The 19,155-nt window shown below is 36.8% G+C and carries 23 protein-coding genes, 3 pseudogenes and 2 riboswitches; of the genes and pseudogenes, 25 read left to right on the top strand and 1 reads right to left on the bottom strand.

Features of this window, described 5'->3' with window-relative positions:
• The first annotated feature begins 66 nt into the window (after positions 1-66).
• The 5 genes and pseudogenes from asrA to TKV_RS14045 form a co-directional block, all read left to right on the top strand.
• Positions 67-1,146, top strand: coding sequence for an anaerobic sulfite reductase subunit AsrA (asrA, locus tag TKV_RS01455; protein ID WP_049684467.1), 1,080 nt, complete (start codon positions 67-69; stop codon positions 1,144-1,146).
• Entirely contained in the window at positions 1,147-1,938 is a 792-nt protein-coding gene (gene asrB, locus TKV_RS01460; protein ID WP_049684468.1) for an anaerobic sulfite reductase subunit AsrB, read from the top strand.
• Positions 1,939-1,954: 16 nt separating this feature from the next.
• Positions 1,955-2,968, top strand: coding sequence for a sulfite reductase subunit C (gene asrC / locus TKV_RS01465; RefSeq protein ID WP_049684469.1), 1,014 nt, complete (start codon positions 1,955-1,957; stop codon positions 2,966-2,968).
• A gap of 96 nt (positions 2,969-3,064) precedes the next feature.
• Positions 3,065-3,268 carry a hypothetical protein gene (locus tag TKV_RS12670; protein WP_148307232.1) on the top strand — a complete coding sequence of 68 codons (204 nt, stop codon included), beginning with the start codon at positions 3,065-3,067 and terminating at the stop codon, positions 3,266-3,268.
• Between the two features lie 40 nt (positions 3,269-3,308).
• A pseudogene (locus tag TKV_RS14045) lies at positions 3,309-3,523 on the top strand (hypothetical protein); the annotation flags it as partial.
• Positions 3,524-3,956: 433 nt separating this feature from the next.
• Here TKV_RS14045 and TKV_RS01470 read toward each other — a convergent pair.
• Positions 3,957-4,196: a transposase gene (locus TKV_RS01470; RefSeq protein WP_236617295.1), complete on the bottom strand. Its 240-nt coding sequence runs from the start codon at positions 4,194-4,196 to the stop codon at positions 3,957-3,959.
• A 320-nt stretch (positions 4,197-4,516) separates the two neighbouring features.
• Here TKV_RS01470 and TKV_RS01475 point away from each other — a divergent pair.
• The 20 genes and pseudogenes from TKV_RS01475 (at position 4,517) to TKV_RS01555 (ending at position 19,153) form a co-directional block, all read left to right on the top strand.
• Positions 4,517-5,321, top strand: a pseudogene (locus TKV_RS01475) (TPM domain-containing protein).
• 79 nt (positions 5,322-5,400) lie between these two features.
• Positions 5,401-5,503, top strand: a riboswitch (TPP riboswitch).
• A 58-nt stretch (positions 5,504-5,561) separates the two neighbouring features.
• On the top strand, positions 5,562-6,356 hold the full coding sequence (thiD, locus tag TKV_RS01480) for a bifunctional hydroxymethylpyrimidine kinase/phosphomethylpyrimidine kinase (protein ID WP_049684470.1): 795 nt from the start codon (positions 5,562-5,564) through the stop codon (positions 6,354-6,356).
• Positions 6,357-6,359: 3 nt separating this feature from the next.
• Positions 6,360-7,001 carry a thiamine phosphate synthase gene (thiE, locus tag TKV_RS01485; RefSeq protein ID WP_049684471.1) on the top strand — a complete coding sequence of 214 codons (642 nt, stop codon included), beginning with the start codon at positions 6,360-6,362 and terminating at the stop codon, positions 6,999-7,001.
• Complete coding sequence (gene thiM / locus TKV_RS01490; RefSeq protein ID WP_049684472.1) at positions 6,998-7,789, top strand: hydroxyethylthiazole kinase; 792 nt, start codon at positions 6,998-7,000, stop codon at positions 7,787-7,789. The genes thiE and thiM overlap by 4 nt, the downstream gene beginning before the upstream one ends.
• On the top strand, positions 7,786-8,277 hold the full coding sequence (thiW, locus tag TKV_RS01495; RefSeq protein ID WP_049684473.1) for an energy coupling factor transporter S component ThiW: 492 nt from the start codon (positions 7,786-7,788) through the stop codon (positions 8,275-8,277). The genes thiM and thiW overlap by 4 nt, the downstream gene beginning before the upstream one ends.
• An 11-nt stretch (positions 8,278-8,288) precedes the next feature.
• Positions 8,289-8,540: pseudogene (locus tag TKV_RS01500) on the top strand (hypothetical protein); the annotation flags it as partial.
• A gap of 36 nt (positions 8,541-8,576) precedes the next feature.
• Positions 8,577-8,750, top strand: a complete 174-nt coding sequence (locus tag TKV_RS12970) for a hypothetical protein (RefSeq protein WP_158506584.1) — start codon at positions 8,577-8,579, stop codon at positions 8,748-8,750.
• Positions 8,704-9,234: a cob(I)yrinic acid a,c-diamide adenosyltransferase gene (locus TKV_RS01505; protein ID WP_049684475.1), complete on the top strand. Its 531-nt coding sequence runs from the start codon at positions 8,704-8,706 to the stop codon at positions 9,232-9,234. The genes TKV_RS12970 and TKV_RS01505 overlap by 47 nt, the downstream gene beginning before the upstream one ends.
• Before the next feature lie 188 nt (positions 9,235-9,422).
• Complete coding sequence (locus TKV_RS14050; RefSeq protein ID WP_236617450.1) at positions 9,423-9,647, top strand: ATP-binding cassette domain-containing protein; 225 nt, start codon at positions 9,423-9,425, stop codon at positions 9,645-9,647.
• Positions 9,635-9,760, top strand: a complete 126-nt coding sequence (locus TKV_RS13760; RefSeq protein ID WP_268870088.1) for a hypothetical protein — start codon at positions 9,635-9,637, stop codon at positions 9,758-9,760. Before TKV_RS14050 ends, TKV_RS13760 begins: the two co-directional genes overlap by 13 nt.
• A 17-nt stretch (positions 9,761-9,777) precedes the next feature.
• Positions 9,778-10,149, top strand: a complete 372-nt coding sequence (locus TKV_RS01510; RefSeq protein WP_049684476.1) for a hypothetical protein — start codon at positions 9,778-9,780, stop codon at positions 10,147-10,149.
• Positions 10,133-11,272 carry an adenosylcobinamide amidohydrolase gene (locus tag TKV_RS01515; protein WP_236617296.1) on the top strand — a complete coding sequence of 380 codons (1,140 nt, stop codon included), beginning with the start codon at positions 10,133-10,135 and terminating at the stop codon, positions 11,270-11,272. The genes TKV_RS01510 and TKV_RS01515 overlap by 17 nt, the downstream gene beginning before the upstream one ends.
• Before the next feature lie 198 nt (positions 11,273-11,470).
• The gene (locus TKV_RS01520) at positions 11,471-11,668 is read left to right on the top strand and encodes a hypothetical protein (protein ID WP_049684477.1); all 198 of its coding nucleotides are present in this window, start codon (positions 11,471-11,473) and stop codon (positions 11,666-11,668) included.
• 101 nt (positions 11,669-11,769) lie between these two features.
• A riboswitch (cobalamin riboswitch) is annotated at positions 11,770-11,967 on the top strand.
• Positions 11,968-12,080: 113 nt separating this feature from the next.
• Complete coding sequence (locus tag TKV_RS01525; RefSeq protein ID WP_049684478.1) at positions 12,081-13,034, top strand: ABC transporter substrate-binding protein; 954 nt, start codon at positions 12,081-12,083, stop codon at positions 13,032-13,034.
• Position 13,035: 1 nt separating this feature from the next.
• Positions 13,036-14,028 (top strand): FecCD family ABC transporter permease, encoded by a 993-nt coding sequence (locus TKV_RS01530; protein ID WP_049684479.1) that lies wholly within the window; start codon positions 13,036-13,038, stop codon positions 14,026-14,028.
• Positions 14,029-14,032: 4 nt separating this feature from the next.
• On the top strand, positions 14,033-14,833 hold the full coding sequence (locus TKV_RS01535) for an ABC transporter ATP-binding protein (RefSeq protein ID WP_049686166.1): 801 nt from the start codon (positions 14,033-14,035) through the stop codon (positions 14,831-14,833).
• Positions 14,826-16,208 (top strand): cobyrinate a,c-diamide synthase, encoded by a 1,383-nt coding sequence (locus TKV_RS01540; RefSeq protein WP_049684480.1) that lies wholly within the window; start codon positions 14,826-14,828, stop codon positions 16,206-16,208. The genes TKV_RS01535 and TKV_RS01540 overlap by 8 nt, the downstream gene beginning before the upstream one ends.
• Position 16,209: 1 nt before the next feature.
• A complete protein-coding gene (locus TKV_RS01545; protein ID WP_049684481.1) occupies positions 16,210-17,733 on the top strand; it encodes a cobyric acid synthase in 1,524 nt (507 codons plus the stop codon).
• On the top strand, positions 17,733-18,671 hold the full coding sequence (gene cbiB, locus TKV_RS01550) for an adenosylcobinamide-phosphate synthase CbiB (RefSeq protein ID WP_049684482.1): 939 nt from the start codon (positions 17,733-17,735) through the stop codon (positions 18,669-18,671). The genes TKV_RS01545 and cbiB overlap by 1 nt, the downstream gene beginning before the upstream one ends.
• Complete coding sequence (locus tag TKV_RS01555; protein ID WP_049684483.1) at positions 18,668-19,153, top strand: ECF transporter S component; 486 nt, start codon at positions 18,668-18,670, stop codon at positions 19,151-19,153. Before cbiB ends, TKV_RS01555 begins: the two co-directional genes overlap by 4 nt.
• The last annotated feature ends 2 nt before the right edge of the window (positions 19,154-19,155 follow it).

The following is a 19,155-nucleotide window of genomic DNA, read 5'->3' on the forward strand; positions in this document are numbered from 1 at the left end:
AATGTTATAATTATATCAAAGAATGTTATAATTATATCAAATTAGTTGGTTAAGAGGAGGAGGAAGATGAGCTATTGTGTAAACATTAAAAGGATGAATGAAATCTTAAAAGAATTGCAAAAAGAGTATAAGATATATGCTCCTGTGCGCTTTGAAAAGCGTGGTCGTTATTCAGACACTGATTTGATCAGATATGCAGAAATTAATTCAATTGAGGATGTAGTCTACGATGAGAAATCAGATTTCTCACCAAAGGAAGTGATATATCCGATTACCCAGCGATTATTCTACTTTACTGAAGATGAATATATGGAAAGCAAAGTGGATGACAAAAAGATTCTGATACTTGCTCGCCCTTGTGACATAAATGGTTTTAGACGACTTGATACCATATTTCTCAAAAACGGGGGAACGGAAGATATTTACTACAAGCGTTTACGGGAAAAAGTAAAATTTATTTTAATGGAATGCAAAAAAGGAGGTTGGGATAGTTGTTTTTGCGTCTCAATGGGTTCTAATAAAACCGACGACTACAGTTTAGCAATTAGATTTGATAGTGATAACATATTGGTAGAAATAAAAGACAATGAATTTACCGGTTTATTTGCCAATGAAAAAGAAGTAGAATTTACTCCTGAATTTGTTACTTCTAACCCGACAAAAGTTAATATTCCTGAAATTGATAGCTATGAGTTATTAAAAAAAATTTACGATCTCGATATGTGGAAAAGTTATAATTCAAGATGTATAAGCTGTGGAGCCTGTACCGCCGTGTGTATAACTTGCAGCTGTTTTACCACATTAGACGTAACATACACTGAAAACGGAAAAGTTGGCGAGAGGAGAAGGGTTCAGGCCAGCTGTATGCACGAAGATTTCACGACAATGGCAGGTGGATTAAGTTTCAGAAAAACTGCGGGAGAGCGGATGAGATTCAGAACTCTGCATAAAATTTATGACTACAAACTTCGTTTTAAAGACGAACACATGTGTGTAGGATGCGGGCGATGTGATGAAAGATGTCCTGAATTAATATCTTTTCCTGCTACAATTAATCGCTTGTACGATGAAGTGGAAAAACTCAAAAAAGCGGAGACAATTAAAAAAGATATAAGGCAAACAGCATCAATTGAGGAGGTAAAGTAAATGAGTGGAAATATAATGCTTCCAACTCCCCATAAAATAATCGATATTATACGCGAAACAGAAAATGAATATACTTTCAGGATAGAAACCATTGCAAAGGTAAAACATGGACAATTCTTTCAGGTATCTTTACCTAAGGTAGGAGAAGCCCCCATATCGGTAAGTGCGATGGGAGATGGTTGGGTAGAGCTCACCATACGAAAAGTGGGAAAGGTCACCAATGAAATATTTAATTTAAAACCCGGTGATAAGATATTTATGCGAGGGCCTTATGGTAATCCATTTCCTCTAGATGATTTTAAGGGTAAGGATTTAGTTATTATCGCTGGTGGTACTGGGGTTTCCCCCGTCAGAAGCCTTTTAAAGTATTTTTATGAACATCCAGATGAAATACACTCTCTGTATTTCATTGCGGGATTTAAGGACGAAAAGAGTATACTGTTCAAGGAGGATTTAAGTAATTTTAGAAAAAGGTTTAACACGATTTATACTCTTGATAAAGATAAGATAGAAGGCTTTGAGGTCGGCTTTGTTACAGAGCACATTCAAAAAATACCGTTTAACAATTTTGAAAATTACAATGTAGTAATTGTAGGTCCTCCTGTTATGATGCACTTTGCTGCTTTAGAATGTTTAAAGAAGGGTGTGACCGAAGATAAAATCTGGTTATCTTTTGAAAGAAAAATGTCTTGTGGTGTTGGCAAGTGTGGCCATTGCAAGATAAATGAGACATATGTTTGCTTGGAAGGACCTGTCTTTAATTATACTAAAGCAAAAAATCTGTTGGATTAATAGGAGGGATAATTATATGAGTTATGATATAGATATAAAAAAACTTCGAAAAAATTGTTACCGCCAGTCAAAAGTGCGTGGGGAATTCATGCTCCAAATGCGTGTTCCTGGTGGTGTCATAGAGGCAAAATATTTATCGCTCTTTCAGCATATTGCGGAAACCTGGGGAAATGGAGAATTTCACTTTGGGCTCAGGCAGACGGTGTCAATACCAGGGATCAAATATGAATATATAGATGAGGTTAACAAATATATAAGACCATATATCGAAGAAATTGAAGTAAATTTATGCGGCGTTGATATGGTAGTTGATGACAACGGGTATCCGACTATAGGTGCTCGTAATATAATGGCTTGCATAGGCAATCGCCACTGTATAAAAGCCAATATAGACACAACCGACCTTGCTAGAAAGATAGAAAAAGTCATATTCCCCAGTGACTATCATATAAAGATAAGCATAGCAGGATGTCCTAACGACTGTGCTAAAGCTCATTTCACTGATTTCGGCATAATAGGTATTACAAAAACTGAATACGATTATGAACGCTGTATAGGGTGTAAAAAGTGTGTAGAAGCGTGTGCTCGTCATGCAACGGGTGTTTTATCTGTAGAAAAAGGAAAAATCGTGAAAGATACCTGCTGCTGTGTCGGTTGTGGCGAATGCGTCCTAGTGTGTCCAACCGGTGCTTGGACCAGGAACCCTAAAAAATTCTACAGGGTATTGATCGGTGGCAGAACAGGAAAGCAAACACCTCGTATGGGAAAAATCTTTTTAAACTGGGTTACAGAAGATGTAGTTTTAGGCGTACTTAAAAACTGGGAGACATTTTCTGCTGATGTTATGAACAACAAACCTGAATACATCCATGGTGGACACCTTATTGACAAAGTGGGATATGACAAATTTAAAGAAATGATATTAAAAGATGTCAAACTAAATCCAGAAGCTATGGTGGCTCAAAGGGTATTATGGGCAGAAACCGAATACAGGTCTAATTTTAATGTAAAACCCGTAACCCAACGTTAATGTTAAAGAAAAAACAGTGAGGAACATGCGCTATACTATCTGTACGCAATTAGATATAACATAAATAATATCCATCTTCCGAATAATCTAAAGTCTATGGGCTACTACAATAGTAGTACGCCCTTTATTAGCATCTTCAGCACTTTTGTTTTTCTGAGGCTGAATCTAAAAACGGAAGCAGGCTTTATCAACAATATAGGAGTATCAGTTGCACAAAATGAACGATTGGCTGAAGTTATTAACCGTATGGATGATGAAGCTGATTATAATGTTGTTAAAAAAGAAGTTTTTGTAACTTGATGTAGTTTAACAAAGATCTAGAATAGGGCAGGTGAATAAGATTGATGAAAGAAATTGTAGATTCTCATCTCATGTACATGTTTCATTACTTCCATTCGAAGGATGGGAGAGTATGGCACTAGCCGGAGTAAGGAAAATTATTGGCTGCTTCCTATTTTTTGGGCAAAACATGCAGAAACACTCTTTGATCATTTCCATCAGATGTTAACTCTTTCTATAAGTAATGCCGCTGAAAATGATATTAAGCTTTACGTTGCTGCTATGATCCGCTGAGCGTACCCAAACCGTGTGGTACCTAGAATTGAACGGAGCTTCCCCGGAAATCATTGCTCGAATTTGAGGCCTAACGCTTCTCCGCGTAATAATATAACCTAATTTTTTAGAAAAGGCAACATATTTTAAAAATTTGTATTGATACTTATTATTATCTATGCTAATATACTAGACATGAGGAAAAGTAAATTAAATTATCAAAAACAAAAACTAAATTATACAAAATATGTAATATATAAACGTCAAAAACTTCATTTGAGCATTGAAAATTAAATGAATGTGAAAAGGGAGTCTAAACGAAAGAATGTAATACATTAAAATAGTTTAAATTTAGCGAAAAAATGATATTTTTAAAGCTTAATTAAGTTAATCACAAAATATTGAGATAGGGAGAAGTAGTGTGAAAGTAAAATAGTTAAATTTGGGCATAAGGAGTAAGACCAGCCCAAGAGCAAAGGTGCTTGTCAGATTTAAAAACTGTCATATCCGTGCCAATTTCAGCGATGATATAAGTTGCCGATTTTTCGGTTATGCCAGGTAGGGTAACAGAGATATCAATCAAGTCTTGATAAGGTTTGGCCAATTGAGAAATGGCTTTATCCAACTCAGAAACACAAAGATTGATAAAGTCATAGTGTTTTCTGCAAACCTTCATCTTGACTGATTGATCAACCCTAGAGATAAAAATTAAAATATATAGACATTGACTGAATATCCAGCACAAAAACACTAAGGAATTGCTTATACAATGATTAGTGTACGTGATCAAAGTCACACTTATTTGTGCTTGAGAAGATATTCTACACATGTTAAAATGCGGACTTGAGTCCAATGAGTGGTAAAAATAATTCCACTCCCTCCTCCGTGCTTTGTAGTATATCTATATATTTTAAAGAAATTATATCAAAAATATCGCTCAATAGCACACTTTCATTACAATTTGTGCTTGAGCAAAGCGAAAGGATGTGGGTTAAAATGAAAAAGAAAGTTTTTTTACTTCTAATTGCCTTTTTATTATTATTTTTTTAATTCAATAGCATTTTGTGCTCCTGATGTTCCACCTAAACCTATTCAGTTTAGATATGTATATGACTATGCGGGGCTTATGTCCCAAAATGATATAGAAGAGATGGAAAAACTAGGGAAAGCTTTGGATGATGCAACAAAGGCGCAAATAATAGTTGTGACAGTTGACAGCATTGGAGATTACCCAATAGAGGAATATTCTCTTAGCCTTTTTAGAAAGTGGGGAATAGGAGACAAAGAAAAAAACAACGGTGTTCTCTTTTTAGTGGTAAAAGATAGACTTTTAAAAGGGCAATCTGGCAAAGTGAGAATTGATGTAGGTTATGGCTTGGAAGGGGCAATACCGGATTCTGTTGCAGGAAGGATTTTGGACGATTTTGTTTTGCCTTACTGGGCAAGGGGTGAATACTCTAAAGGCATATATGAAGGTTATATGGCAATAGCTTCAAGAGTTGCAAAAGAGTACAATATAGACCTCCAGGGACTGGATGCTTCCAAATACAGTGTCAATGCAAGTAGCAATGATAGCGGTATATCGTGGGAAGATATTGCTGTAGTGATTATACTCATTTTAATATTTATTATCTTTGGAAGAGGAGGAAGAAATATAAGGGGAAACTGGTGGGGACCGGGAAGCTTTGGTTCTGGAGGAGGCTTTGGAGGTTTTAGAGGTGGTGGCTTCGGCGGCGGAAGTTTTGGCGGCGGAGGAGGCTTCGGCGGAGGTTCTGCCGGCGGTGGAGGAGCCAGCCGCTAAGCGTAAATTTTCAAAATAATTATTGAATTTTTTAGGTTTGTGGTATAATTACTTAAGCGCATTGGACAAAACTAAATAAGACAAGTGCTAGGGGAGCCAAAAAGTGGCTGAGAGGGGATTCGTTCCCGACCCTTTGAACCTGTCAGGGTAATGCCTGCGCAGGGAAGCACGTTTTACGAAGTTTGTAAAAAGTGCTCACCTGAACAGGTGGGCATATTTTATTATTTTGGAGGTGTTTTTATGAAATTAGCCCTTACTATTGCCGGCTCTGACTCTGGGGGAGGAGCAGGTATACAGGCAGATTTAAAGACTTTTTCAGCCCATGGAATATACGGCATGAGTGTCATTACTTCAATAACAGCGCAAAACACCATGGGAGTTTTGGGAATTGAGGATATAAGTCCTGATATGGTGTATTTGCAGATGAAGGCAATTTTTGAGGATTTGTATCCCGATGCAGTGAAGATAGGTATGGTGTCTAATGAAGACATAATTAAGATGATTGCAAAGGGATTAAAAGATTACAATGTAAAAAATGTTGTGCTGGACCCTGTCATGATTTCAAAAAGTGGAAGCTATTTATTGAAGCCGCAAGCAGTGGAGGCTTTGAAAAAAGAATTGATACCTTTAAGCCTTGTAGTCACGCCAAATCTTATGGAGGCAGGGGAGTTAATCGGAAAAGAAGTCAAAAGTGTATCCGATATGAAAGAAGCAGCTAAAAAAATTTTAGATTTTGGAGCAAAAACAGTAGTTGTAAAAGGTGGACATCTTACAGGTGATGCTTTAGATGTATTTTACGATGGAAAAGAGTTTTATGAAATTACATCAGAGAGGATTGATACTAAAAACACCCATGGTACAGGCTGCACATTTTCCTCAGCTATAGCTGCCAATATCGCTTTAGGCCATGATTTAGTTGAGTCGATAAAAAGAGCGAAAGCATACATTACAGGGGCTATAAAACATTCGTTGGCCATAGGGCATGGAGTAGGTCCTACTAACCATTTTTGGAATATAGAAATAAGGAAGGTGTGAGATATGGACTTAACCCTTTATGCTATAACGGATAGGTCTTACATAAAGAATATGGATAATGCTGAAGCAGTAGAACTAGCGATAAAAGGCGGTGCAACAGTAATTCAACTGAGAGAAAAAGATATATCAAGTAGGGAATTTTATGAAATTGCTCTCAAAGTTAAAGAAGTGACAAAAAGAAATAGAATCCCTATCATTATTAACGACAGAGTGGATATAGCTTTGGCAGTAGATGCAGATGGAGTTCACGTTGGACAGGAGGATTTGCCGGCAGATATTGTAAGAAAAATAATAGGTCCTCATAAAATAGTAGGGGTATCAGCGAGGACAGTGGAAGAAGCTTTAAAGGCACAAAGGGATGGAGCGGATTATTTAGGGGTAGGTGCGGTGTTTAAGACTCCAACAAAGCCGGAAGCGGAAGCCATTGGAATAGAAGGGTTAAAAAAAATAAAAGAGTCAGTCAATATTCCCGTAGTTGCAATAGGTGGTATAACAAAAGATAATGTCTATGAAGTCATGTTAAAGTCGGGAGTAGACGGTATAGCTTCAGTTTCAGCTGTCTTTTATGGGGATATCGAAAGCAATACCAGAAAACTTTTAGAAGTTATAACAAAAGCGATAAATGACAGGAGGAATTTGAAATGAAAAAAGAATTGTTGAAAATTTTAAGAGAGAAAAAACCTTTAGTTCACCATATTACAAATATAGTTACTGTCAATGATTGTGCTAATATAACACTGGCTATAGGAGCACTGCCAGTCATGGCCCATGCCTTGGAAGAAGTAGAAGAAATGGTAAGTGCAGCAGATGCTTTAGTTTTAAATATAGGCACTCTTACAAATGAACAAGTAGAAGCGATGATAAAGGCAGGAAAGGCTGCAAATAGATTTAAAGTACCAGTTATATTGGACCCTGTTGGAGCGGGAGCTACAAGGCTTAGGACACAAAGCTCAAAAAAGATATTAGAAGAGGTAAAAATTTCTGTGATAAAAGGGAATAGTGCTGAGATTTCAATACTTGCAGGCAAAGGTGGGAAGATACGGGGTGTAGAATCTCAAAGCGGAACAGATGATATTGCTGAGGCTGCTAAAGATTTAGCAAATACTTATAGCGCTGTAGTAGCAGTATCAGGCGCTACAGATATAATCACTGATGGAAAAAGAATTGCCTATGTAAAAAATGGACATCCTATGATGGGCACTATCACCGGTACGGGCTGTATGCTTACCTCTGTAGTAGCGAGTTTCTGCGGAGTATGTGAAGATTATTTTGAAGCTACAGTAGAAGCTTTTGTAGCTTTTGGAATAGCCGGTGAAAAAGCAGCTCAAAGCAGCAGTGTCAAAGGTCCTGGTAGTTTTAAAGTGACATTTTTTGATGAGATATATAATCTCACGCCGGAGATAATAGAAAAAGATAAGAAGGTGGAAGTATGAATAAAATACATCGTATGGTTTTTATGGCACTTATTATTGCTATAGGCACCTTGACTTCTCAATATGTATGGTTTAGTGTAGGTGTTGCCAAAGTTACACCCGTTCAACATGCTATTAATGTTATTTCAGCAGTTTTTTTGGGCCCTTGGGGAGCGTTAGAAGTAGCTTTTATTATAGGGCTTTTGAGGAATATCCTTGGTGTTGGGTCGCTTCTGGCATTTCCTGGAGGCATGGTTGGAGCTTTCATTGCTGGATATCTTTATAGATTTACACGTAAACTTTATTTTGCGCCTGTAGGAGAAGTTATAGGCACAGGTATTATAGGGGCTTTACTTTCTTATCCTATAGCTAAATATATACTGGGAAGTTCAGGCACGGCTTTTATGTTTTTCATTCCATTTTCACTTTCTAGTGCAATAGGTTCGGTGATAGGGTATGTAGTGTTATTGGCTTTAGTAAAATATAAGAAATTGGATTATTGTAACTAAATATACTAACTTATGGTGAAAGGAGGGGGGAATTAGAGGAAGTAGAAAAACTCTATAAAGAAATGGGGAAGGTTTTCAAAAAGCTCGACACATGGTCTTTTTATTTACTTACTTCCCATGAAAGATTTAAAAAACTCTTTGGAAGAGAGGCTTCTAAGAAAAGAAAGCTTTACAATGGCATGATAAAAGCCTATTATTGCCAGTATTATGGACCAAAACCTAACAACCGATTTTTGTTGAGTTTTCTTGATTTGATGATATAATTAAAGTAAGAAATTGATAAAATTGGTGGTGAAAGTATGGATAATGCAGTGAAAAAGAAAGCGAAAGAATATATAGATAAGTTACCTGAGGGTAAGGTGAGAGAAGTCATCGATTTTATGGAATATCTGAGTGAAAAAATAATTTTTAAAAAGGGGGATTTTTATGAAAAAAGGGTATGTGCAAGTATATACGGGAGACGGAAAAGGTAAAACAACAGCAGCTTTGGGGCTGGCTTTTAGAGCAGTAGGAAGAGGCATGAAGGTGATAATGTTTCAGTTTTTAAAGGGTATGGCTACAGGTGAACTCAAAACAGCAGAGTTACTTAAGCCAAATTTTGAAATACGTCGCTTTGCTGAAGCAAAGAAGTTTACGTGGGATCTTACAAAAGAAGAATTTGAGGAGCTAAAACAAAAGGTAAAAAGTGAATACAATCAACTTCTCGATATACTAAAAAGCGGAGATTATGATATTGTCATTGTGGATGAGGCTATGGCAGCCATACATAGAGGTCTTCTTACAGTAGAAGAGGTAGTAAGGCTTATTGACGAAAAGCCTGAAACTGTTGAATTGGTTTTAACAGGTAGAAGTGCACCGCAGGAGATTATTGAAAAAGCTGATTTGGTTACAGAAATGAAAGAAATTAAGCATTACTTTAAAAAAGGTGTACCAGTGAGAGTTGGAATTGAAATTTAAAATTTAATAAATACACCAAAAGTTTTAAAATTAAAAAGGTTTGTTATGTGGACTCTGGGCAGTTTTTCTGGCTTCACGTGGCCTCAAATTGCAGTCCTTGTTTTTATTTCCTTTCATACGCTTTTTGCAGCATTTTTGCTTTCTAAACCTTTAAATGTATCAATATAACAGGATTAAAAGGGCAAATTATCTGTCTTTTAGGACCTAATGGTTCTGGAAAATCTACTATATTAAAGACTCTTTCGGGGCTTTTATCCCCCATATCGGGAGCTGTTTATATAAAGGGGGAAGAAATTACAAGTATTAAGCCGCAAAATATAGCAAAAAAGCTTTCTGTTGTTCTTACGGAACCTTTAACTGCTGAACTTATGACAGCATTTGATATTGCCGCTTTAAAAGATTGTATGACATAAAGTGGGCGGATTATAACAGCCTTTTGGGAAGTATAGAACTTTTGTATGACTTACCTCCATCTGTTTTTGTGGTAGGAGGTGGCGGTACAGGTACGAGATTTTTCGTATTTTAGCAAAACAGGGATTTGGAATGTATACAGGCATTATTCACGAAAATGACGTTGATTTTTATGTGGCGACTTCTATGGGAATTAAAGTGATAAAGGAAAAAGCCTTTGAAGCCATAGCAAACGATACTTTTGAAAAAGCATTACAAAAATTAAATGAAATAAATTACGTTATTGATGCGGGATATCCTGTGGGTGTTTTGAATGAAATGAATACTCAGCTTATCAAAGAAGCTGTAAAAATGGGCAAAAAGGTCTTTAGTGTGCGAGCAATAGAAGAGGGTAAAAAGTTGTTTAAAGGTGTGGAAGAAGGGATTACATTTTTAAACAATACCGCTTCTCTTGTTAAAATATTATCAACAGCTAAGGAGGTAGAAAATGGTGATGATATATGAAACCTCTATGAAAGACCCTGTTTACAGGTATCAAAACGCAATTGTCATTTCTTTTAACGGAAAAAGGAATGTATTATCTACTTCACCATTAAATGGAGGGTATAGAGAAGATATAAAGGCAGTGTTTAATCAAGGTGAGAGTGCAAATTCATGCACTGCCTGTAAGGAAAAGACGCCTGCTCCCAAGGAAAGCGGCTGTAAGATGAGAGCACCCACTTATGAAGAGCACTTGGCAATTATCGCAAAAGAGCTAGGATTGGATGCTAGTTACACAACAGGACTCAGCACAGCAGCTTTTGCGGAGAATGCGGCTATTGTGGAAGAAAAGCATAAAAGCCTTACAGTTACTGCAATAGTGACAGGAGGAGTTGAGGTAAATGGGGGAAGGGTGGGAGACCCTGCCTCTTTTGATGAAATGGACAAAAAGGTACCTGTACGCGAGGGTACAATTAATATAATTTTATTAATAGATGCCAATTTGCCACCTGGGACTCTTACAAGAGCTTTAGTCACTTGTACAGAAGCTAAGACAGCGGCTCTTCAGGAACTTATGGCACAGAGCAATTATTCCAGTGGACTGGCTACAGGTTCTGGCACTGATGGGACAATTGTCGTGTCGAATATGGAGTCTGATATTCACTTGACCTGGGCGGGTAAGCATTCTAAGTTGGGTGAGTTGATAGGAAGGGTAGTGATAAAAGCTGTCAAGGAAGCTCTTTACAAGCAAACAGGATTAAGTCCTCAAATGCAACACAGCCTTTTGAGAAGGATTAAGAGGTATAAAGTTACAGAAGAGACTATGTGGAATAGGTATAGAGTATTATTTGGAGATGACGGTTACAAAAAATTTGATTTTATGCATAATCTGCATTTATTGGATAGGCAAGAGGATTTGGTTACTTTGACTTCTTTGTACGTTCATTTGCTGGACCAGCTTCAATGGGGTTTGCTTAACAAAAGAGAGGTGAAAAAGGCTTCTGAATTTATCTTAAAGGAAATAGCTGAGGATGTGGTATTGGAAAAAGCTGACCCTTCGAAATCCGATGAAGATTTTATAAAAGATTTGCTGGAACTTTATGAAGAAACGTTAATCTCTCGCATAAGGAGGGAGTCGGGTGTTTAAGTTGTTGTTGATATTTGATCACGGTATGGAGTCTTCTTAGGTGCTCATTATTTCAAAAGCTTTAACGAAATTTTAGATAAAATCAGAGGGCATAAAAAGTTTTTCTTTGATTCGGGCATTGAAGACGAGGTTTTATCATTAAGGGATAAGATGGGATTGACCCAACAGGAGTACTATACCATTTACAGGTACTATAAAATGAGGTCAAAGGAAAACACAAAAAATTTAGTACTGTGGATGGCTCACCATTTTAAGGGTCTAGACCTTCAATATGAAGAAGCTATAAAACCTAAGTGGGAAGGGATTTACCATCCTTTGAGAAATATTCATGACGAACAAGGTTACATAGAAGAAATTTTACAGCAAGGTAAAATAGTAGTAGGTGTGCCTACCTAAATTATTTTTGAGAAGGGAATAAAAGGCATCTGCCTTTTCGAAGGTATCTTCAAAGACTATTGACTTAAATAATGAGTAGAGGTAAAATAAAGGTGTACAAGTGAAGACAGAAATCTTATGGTCCAAAAGGTTAAAAGGGAAAGCGGTGAAAATCCGCTGCAGCCCCCGCTACTGTGAGCGAGGATGAAGCCCTAATATGCCACTGTCCGGCATTTGGCGTTGGTGTTGGGTGTTGGATGGGAAGGCAGGGCGGAAGATGAATCGCGAGCCAGGAGACCTGCCATAAGATTTAAGAAGTTCGCCTTCGGAGGGAAGGGGAAGTGGTATTTTTTTGCTTAATTTTGCGAAAAAGGTCTACCTCCGCGGGTAGGCCTTTTTTGATACTTAAAAAATTTTAATGAGGAGGGTACCTATGAGAAAATTTAAAGGTTTACTTGCTTTATTGTTAGTATTTGTTTTAGCTTTTTCCCTTACAGCATGTTCAACAAACACTGCTACCAAACCAGAAAACACTTCTCAAACAGCAACTGAAACTGTTAAAAGTCAATTCCCTTTAAAGATTACTGATTTTTTGGGAAGAGAGGTAACTATTGAGAAAGAACCCCAAAGGATAGTTTCTCTTGCGCCTTCTATAACAGAGCTTATATATGCTTTAGGAGCAGGAAATAAAGTTGTGGGTGTTACAGACTTTGATAATTATCCACCTGAGGTTAAAGATGTGCCAAAAGTGGGAGGTTTTAAAGGACCAAATATAGAAGCGATTACTGCTCAGAAGCCTGATATAATATTTGCTTCCACTCTTTCAGGTAAAGAGCAAATGGAATCTTTAGAAAAGATGGGTATACCTGTTGTAATGCTGGAAGCTAAAAACATTGACCAGATATACCAGTCTATAAAATTGATAGGCCAAATAACAGGGACAGAGAAAAAAGGCGAAGAATTAATTAAAGAAATGCAAGACAAAATAAAAGAAATAAATGACAAAGTCAAAGACCTTCCGAAAGTCAGCGTATTTTATCTGGTCTCTCTTGACGGAAACTGGACAGCAGGTAAAGGCACATTTATTGATGAGCTTATAAACCTTGCAGGTGGGGAAAATGTTGCAGATGATGTAAACGGTTGGGCTCAGTACAGTGTGGAAGAATTAGTCAAGAAAAATCCTGATGTGATAATAGCCTCTTCAATGGGAGGTAAAGTAAATATAGAAGATATCAAAAAGATGGCAGGATACAAAGACACAAATGCTGTTAAAAACGGTAAGGTATTTGTGGTAAGCAATGATGACATAATATCAAGAGCTTCTAATAGAATTGTTTTAGGACTTGAAGAAATTGTAAAATTCTTACATCCGGAGGCATTTAAGTAAAGTGAAACTGAAAAGAGGTATATATTTTGTTACAGCTTTTTTGCTGCTTGTTTTCACAATGATTTTATCTATTTCTGCAGGGGTGGTAAAAATACCCCTGCAGGAAATTTTAAATATTTTTTTAGGCGGGGGAAATGAAACCTCTAGGACAATAATTCTTAATTTAAGACTTCCAAGAGCTATTGAATCTGCGATTGTAGGTATGGGACTTTCTGTTGTTGGAACATTTTTTCAAGGGCTTTTGAGAAATCCAATGGCAGACCCTTATGTTTTGGGGATATCTTCAGGAGCAGCTTTTGGCGCTACTATTGCGATAATATTAGGGCTTGGAATATTTGGACTGAGTTTTATGGCATTTGTTACTTCTTTAATGACTGTGTTTTTTGTGTACACTATCTCTAGAACTGGCACAAGAGTATCCATGACCACAATGTTGCTTGCGGGAATAGCCATAAGCGCTTTTATGTCTGCAATTATTTCTCTTATGATGCTTTTAAACCATGATGAGTTTTCGCGAATTGTTTTTTGGACTATGGGAGGATTTAGCCTCATAAATTGGAATCATGTGGCTTATTCTACTCCTGTTATATTGATTGGTTCTTTTGTTATGTATGTATTTTCAAGGGATGTAAATGCGATATTGACAGGAGAAGAGGTTGCAGAACATTTAGGTGTCAACACAGAATTGGTCAAAAAAATAATTCTTGTGACAGGGTCATTGGTTACTGCAACAGCGGTATCAGTCGGTGGAATTATAGGTTTTGTTGGTCTTATTGTGCCCCATATATCAAGGCTTATTGTAGGACCTGACAATAGAATTCTTGTACCTTTTAGTGCTATATCAGGAGCGATATTTTTAACTTTTGCAGACCTATTAGCACGAGTTATTTTAAAACCAATGGAAATTCCAATTGGGATAATTACTGCGGCATTTGGAGGACCATTCTTTTTGTATCTGTTAATAAAGAGCAAACAAAAAAGTGAAGGAATGTGATGATATGGCTATTTTACAGGTAGATAAATTACATTTTTCTTATGGGGAAAGGGAAGTTTTAAGAGGGATAGATTTCACCATAAATAAAAGCATAGTGATAGGGATAATTGGTGCAAATGGAAGTGGCAAGACTACACTTTTAAAGAATATATCAGGGTATTTGACGCCAACCTATGGTAATGTCTTTGTGTTAGGGAAAAATATAAAAGACTTTACTATAAAAGAAAAGGCAAAATATATAGGTTATGTGCCTCAAGATATAGTTTACGACTTTGAATTTAGCTGTTATGACGTAGTAATGATGGGAAGAATTCCTTATCTTAAAAGGTTTCAGTCGGAGAAAAAAGAGGACAGAGATATTGTAAGAGAGTGCATGGAAATTACAAATACATGGCAGTTTAAAGACAAAAGCATAAAAGAGTTAAGCGGCGGTGAGAGGCAAAGAGTGTATATAGCGAGGGCATTAGCACAAAAAGCTCGAATTTTACTCATGGATGAGCCAGTTTCTCACCTTGATATAAAATACCAAGTTGAAATACTATCTCTTGTAAAAGATTTATCTTTAAAAGGAATACTTGTAATTGTTGTGCTTCACGATATTAACCTTGCTTCACAGTTTTGTGATGAGATTTTCATTATGAAAGAAGGCAAAATAATAGCATCTGGATCTCCCAGAAATGTTTTAACATTGAACAACATAAAGTCTGCCTTTTCAATAGAGGTGGAAGTATTTGAAAATCCCATCACCCATATTCCTTACGTCATTCCCTCATTAAATGGAAAGGAGCAACTCAAAGTTGTGTAAAGCTGTGATGATTGCAGGCACCCATTCAGGGGTAGGTAAAACTACTGTAAGCCTTGGTCTTATGGGAGTGCTATCAAAAAGATATAAAGTTCAGCCTTTTAAAGTAGGTCCAGATTATATAGATGCTGCGTATCACCGATATGTCACAGGGAATTTTTCCTGCAATCTGGATTTGTACATGTTGGGTGAACAAAACCTTAAATCGCTTTTTTACAAAAATGCCTGTAATGCTGATATTTCTGTAATTGAAGGCGTTATGGGGATGTACGATGGAGTTGATACTACAAAAAAGGGAAGCAGTGCTGATATTGCAAAGATTTTAGATATTCCTGTAATTTTAGTTGTGGATGCCTCTTCTATGGCGACAAGTGTATCAGCCTTAATAATGGGATATATGCACTACGACAGGGAAGTAAAAATTGCGGGGGTAATATTAAATAAAGTTGGAAGCGAAAAGCACTATACCCTTTTGAAAGAATGCATAAAAAGAGATTTGGGTATCGAGGTTTTTGGTTATCTTCCAAAGGATGCAAAATTAGATTTGCCAGAAAGGCACTTAGGCCTTGTACCGATATATGAGATGCCAGAAATTAAACACAAGTTTGATGCTCTATGTGATCATATTGAAAAATACATTGATATAGAAAAGATTCTCAATGTTGATGCGATTGAGTGTTCAAATACTTTTAGAGACACAACTGGGAAGCACCATGATTTAAAAAGGGTAATAATAGGGTATGCGTTTGATGAGGCTTTTAACTTTTATTACAGAGAGGGATTACAAGTTTTTGAAGAAATGGGTGCAGAGCTTGTACCCTTTAGTCCTCTTACGGATTATAAGCTGCCAGACGGAATATCGGGTTTATACATAGGAGGAGGGTTTCCAGAGGTTTTTGCAGAAAAACTAAGTAAAAACGAAAAAATGTTAAAGTCGGTTAAAGATGTAATAGATGCTGGTATGCCTGTATATGCAGAGTGTGGCGGCTTTATGTATCTCACAAAAAGCATAACAGATTTAGAGGGAAATACGTTTAACATGGCAGGTGTTTACGATTTTGAAACTGTTATGACAAAAAGGCTTCAGAGATTTGGCTATGTTGAGGCAGAAGTTATTGAAGATAACATCCTTTTTAGAAAAGGAGACAAAATAAAAGGACATGAGTTTCACCACTCAATAATAAAAGGTTTTTCACAGAAAGCCTCATACGTTGTGCATAAACCGGGAAAAGAAGAGGCTTGGGAATGTGGATTTATGCATAAAAATTGCCTCGCGACGTATGTTCACATAAATTTATACACATATAGAGAAGCTGTCAAGAGATTTGTTGGTAAATGCCTTCAATACCAAAACTTAAACGCTTTTCAGGAGGATTAATATGGCACTTAAATTGATGATACAAGGGACTGCATCTTCTGTGGGCAAAAGCTTGTTGGTTGCCGCTTTTTGCAGGATTTTCAAGCAGGATGGTTACAGAGTAGCCCCTTTTAAGTCCCAAAACATGGCTTTAAATTCCTATATAACCGATGAAGGTTTGGAAATGGGAAGAGCGCAAGTTATGCAGGCGGAAGCGGCAGGAGTTAAGCCTTCTTATCACATGAATCCAATCCTTTTAAAGCCCAGCTCTGATAGAATGAGTCAGGTGATTTTAAGAGGCAAAGTTTATAAAAACATGTCTGCAACTGAATACCACAAGTTTAAGCCTGAACTTTTAAAGTTTATTAAAGAGGACTTTGATATTCTTGCAAAACAAAGTGACATTATTGTCATAGAAGGTGCTGGAAGTCCTGCGGAAATAAATTTAAGGGATAGAGATATTGTAAACATGGGTATGGCAGAGATGACAAATGCGCCAGTACTTCTTGTAGGAGATATTGATAAAGGCGGTGTATTTGCCTCAATTGCTGGCACTTTACTTCTTTTAAATGAAGATGAGAGAAGGCGCATTGAAGGTGTAATTATAAACAAGTTTAGAGGAGACATAGAAATATTAAAACCGGGTTTAAGGATGTTAGAAGACATTGTACACAAAAAAGTTTTAGGTGTTGTTCCTTATGTTGATGTGCACGTTGATGAAGAGGATGGTGCGACAGACAGATTCTATCGCACAAATGCTAAAGGAGATGTAGAGATTGCGGTTATAAATCTTCCTCACATATCAAATTTTACAGATTTTGAACCTCTTGCTAAAATTCCTGGAGTTAAGCTGCGGTATGTAAATAAAGGGGAAAGGATAAATGATTGTGATGTAGTTATAATTCCAGGGACAAAAAACACAATTGGAGATTTGCAAGTACTAAAACAATATAAGCTTGACGAGGAAATTTTTGAATTGCGAAAAAAGGGGAAATTTATAGTTGGCATTTGTGGGGGCTATCAGATGTTGGGTAAAAGCATTAAAGACCCTAATCAAATTGAAAGTTCTCTTAAAGAAATTGAAGGGCTCGGACTTCTTAACATTGATACAGTAATTGAAACTGAAAAGACGACGACTCAGGTGAAAGCAGTTGTTTTAGATAATTTGCCTCAAGTATTGTTATCTCTTAGAAATATTATTGTAGAAGGATATGAAATACACATGGGCAAAAGTCGCATTTTTGAGGATTCTAAACCTTTTTCAGTGATAACTTATAGAAATGGAGAAAAAATTGAAGTCTATGACGGTTGTGTAAGCGATGATGGAAAAGTGTTTGGGACTTATATACACGGGATTTTTGAAAACAGAGAGTTTGTCAGAGAATTTATAAATATTGTGAGAAAATCAAAAGGACTTTCTCCTGTAGATGAAATTATTGATTACAAAGAGTTTAAAGAAAGAGAATATGATAGGCTTGCTGATATTGTAAGAAAAAGTATCGACATGAAAGAAGTCTATGAAATTATGGAAAGGTATAGGGATTGATGGAAGTGGTATTAGCCTACATTTTGGATTTGTTAATAGGAGACCCTGAAGGGTATCCTCATCCTGTAAGAATTATAGGCAGAATGATATCGAGTGTGGAAAGTATACTCAGAAAGTATGCTAAAAGCGGTAAAGTTTTAAAAATAGCAGGTTTTATACTGTGTGGATTTACAGTAAGTGTAGCATTTGTGACAACATACGCGCTTCTTTATATTGCAGGGTTGATTAGCCTGTATTTGAAGTATGCGTTAAATGTTTTAATCATATATACCTGCCTTGCGACAAAAGACCTTGGTAAAGCTGCGGGAAAGGTGTATGAGGAGTTGTCAAAAGACGATATAGTTGAAGCGAGGAAAAAATTATCTCTTATAGTTAGTAGGGATACAGAGAGGCTTGATATAGAGGGCATATCCAGAGGGGCAATAGAAACAGTTGCAGAGAATATATCAGACGGCATAATAGCGCCTATGTTTTACGCATTTATAGGGGGTGCGCCGTTGGCTATTTTTTATAAAGCGGCAAGCACTCTTGATTCCATGGTAGGTTATAAAAATGAAAAATACATTGATTTAGGATTTGCCTCTGCAAAACTTGACGACATATTAAATTTCATCCCTGCACGCATAACAGGCTTTCTCATTGCTGTGTCAGCTTTTCTCATGGGTTATGACTGTAAAAACAGTTGGAGGATTTTTTTAAGAGACAGATTAAAACATCAAAGCCCAAACAGCGCCCACGGGGAAGCGGCAGTTGCCGGGGCTTTAAATATACAACTGGGAGGTCTCAACTATTACTTTGGAAAGCCTGAAATTAAACCAACTATTGGGGATAGAAAAGAAAAAATTACTCCACAGCACATAAAAGACAGCATCAAAATAATGTACATGACTTCATTTTTGGGGCTTATAGTATTTTATATAGGGAGGGAATTGATATGAAAGAAAAAGCAAATACATTAAAAAATGTCAAAATTCTTACTCTTGTTGCCATGCTTATAGCCTTAAGTGCTGTAGGTGCCCTTGTAAAAGTTTTTAATACAGTTGCCTTTGACTCAATGCCAGGGTATTTTGCTGCGCTATACCTTGGAGCGGGGTATGGAGCCCTTGTGATAAGCTTAGGCCACCTGCTCACAGCAATCACTTCTGGATTTCCTTTAGGCCTTACAAACCACTTATACATAGCAGTGCAAATGGCAGTATACGCCTATTTATTTAGATTTTTTTATCAAAAGTTCAATATTTATATTGCTGTAATTGGTGCTACCATATTAAATGGCCCTGTTGCAGCCCTTTTGATGGTGCCTATATTCGGATGGGGATTTTTTGCGGCATGGGTACTTCCCCTAACAATTGCGTCATTTGCAAATGTATTTCTTGCAGCATTAATTTACAAAGCGATACCGAAAAGGAGTAGGGAATAAAA

Source organism: Thermoanaerobacter kivui (assembly GCF_000763575.1).
Lineage (GTDB): Bacteria > Bacillota > Thermoanaerobacteria > Thermoanaerobacterales > Thermoanaerobacteraceae > Thermoanaerobacter > Thermoanaerobacter kivui.

What these genes read in the sequence shown, in the direction of transcription:
- asrA (WP_049684467.1), top strand. Translation starts at nt 67, where the DNA reads ATGAGCTATTGTGTAAACATTAAAAGGATGAATGAAATCTTAAAAGAA.
- asrB (WP_049684468.1), top strand. Translation starts at nt 1,147, where the DNA reads ATGAGTGGAAATATAATGCTTCCAACTCCCCATAAAATAATCGATATT.
- asrC (WP_049684469.1), top strand. Translation starts at nt 1,955, where the DNA reads ATGAGTTATGATATAGATATAAAAAAACTTCGAAAAAATTGTTACCGC.
- TKV_RS12670 (WP_148307232.1), top strand. Translation starts at nt 3,065, where the DNA reads ATGGGCTACTACAATAGTAGTACGCCCTTTATTAGCATCTTCAGCACT.
- TKV_RS01470 (WP_236617295.1), bottom strand. Translation starts at nt 4,196, where the DNA reads ATGAAGGTTTGCAGAAAACACTATGACTTTATCAATCTTTGTGTTTCT.
- thiD (WP_049684470.1), top strand. Translation starts at nt 5,562, where the DNA reads ATGAAATTAGCCCTTACTATTGCCGGCTCTGACTCTGGGGGAGGAGCA.
- thiE (WP_049684471.1), top strand. Translation starts at nt 6,360, where the DNA reads ATGGACTTAACCCTTTATGCTATAACGGATAGGTCTTACATAAAGAAT.
- thiM (WP_049684472.1), top strand. Translation starts at nt 6,998, where the DNA reads ATGAAAAAAGAATTGTTGAAAATTTTAAGAGAGAAAAAACCTTTAGTT.
- thiW (WP_049684473.1), top strand. Translation starts at nt 7,786, where the DNA reads ATGAATAAAATACATCGTATGGTTTTTATGGCACTTATTATTGCTATA.
- TKV_RS12970 (WP_158506584.1), top strand. Translation starts at nt 8,577, where the DNA reads ATGGATAATGCAGTGAAAAAGAAAGCGAAAGAATATATAGATAAGTTA.
- TKV_RS01505 (WP_049684475.1), top strand. Translation starts at nt 8,704, where the DNA reads ATGAAAAAAGGGTATGTGCAAGTATATACGGGAGACGGAAAAGGTAAA.
- TKV_RS01510 (WP_049684476.1), top strand. Translation starts at nt 9,778, where the DNA reads ATGTATACAGGCATTATTCACGAAAATGACGTTGATTTTTATGTGGCG.
- TKV_RS01515 (WP_236617296.1), top strand. Translation starts at nt 10,133, where the DNA reads ATGGTGATGATATATGAAACCTCTATGAAAGACCCTGTTTACAGGTAT.
- TKV_RS01520 (WP_049684477.1), top strand. Translation starts at nt 11,471, where the DNA reads ATGAGGTCAAAGGAAAACACAAAAAATTTAGTACTGTGGATGGCTCAC.
- TKV_RS01525 (WP_049684478.1), top strand. Translation starts at nt 12,081, where the DNA reads ATGAGAAAATTTAAAGGTTTACTTGCTTTATTGTTAGTATTTGTTTTA.
- TKV_RS01535 (WP_049686166.1), top strand. Translation starts at nt 14,033, where the DNA reads ATGGCTATTTTACAGGTAGATAAATTACATTTTTCTTATGGGGAAAGG.
- TKV_RS01545 (WP_049684481.1), top strand. Translation starts at nt 16,210, where the DNA reads ATGGCACTTAAATTGATGATACAAGGGACTGCATCTTCTGTGGGCAAA.
- cbiB (WP_049684482.1), top strand. Translation starts at nt 17,733, where the DNA reads ATGGAAGTGGTATTAGCCTACATTTTGGATTTGTTAATAGGAGACCCT.
- TKV_RS01555 (WP_049684483.1), top strand. Translation starts at nt 18,668, where the DNA reads ATGAAAGAAAAAGCAAATACATTAAAAAATGTCAAAATTCTTACTCTT.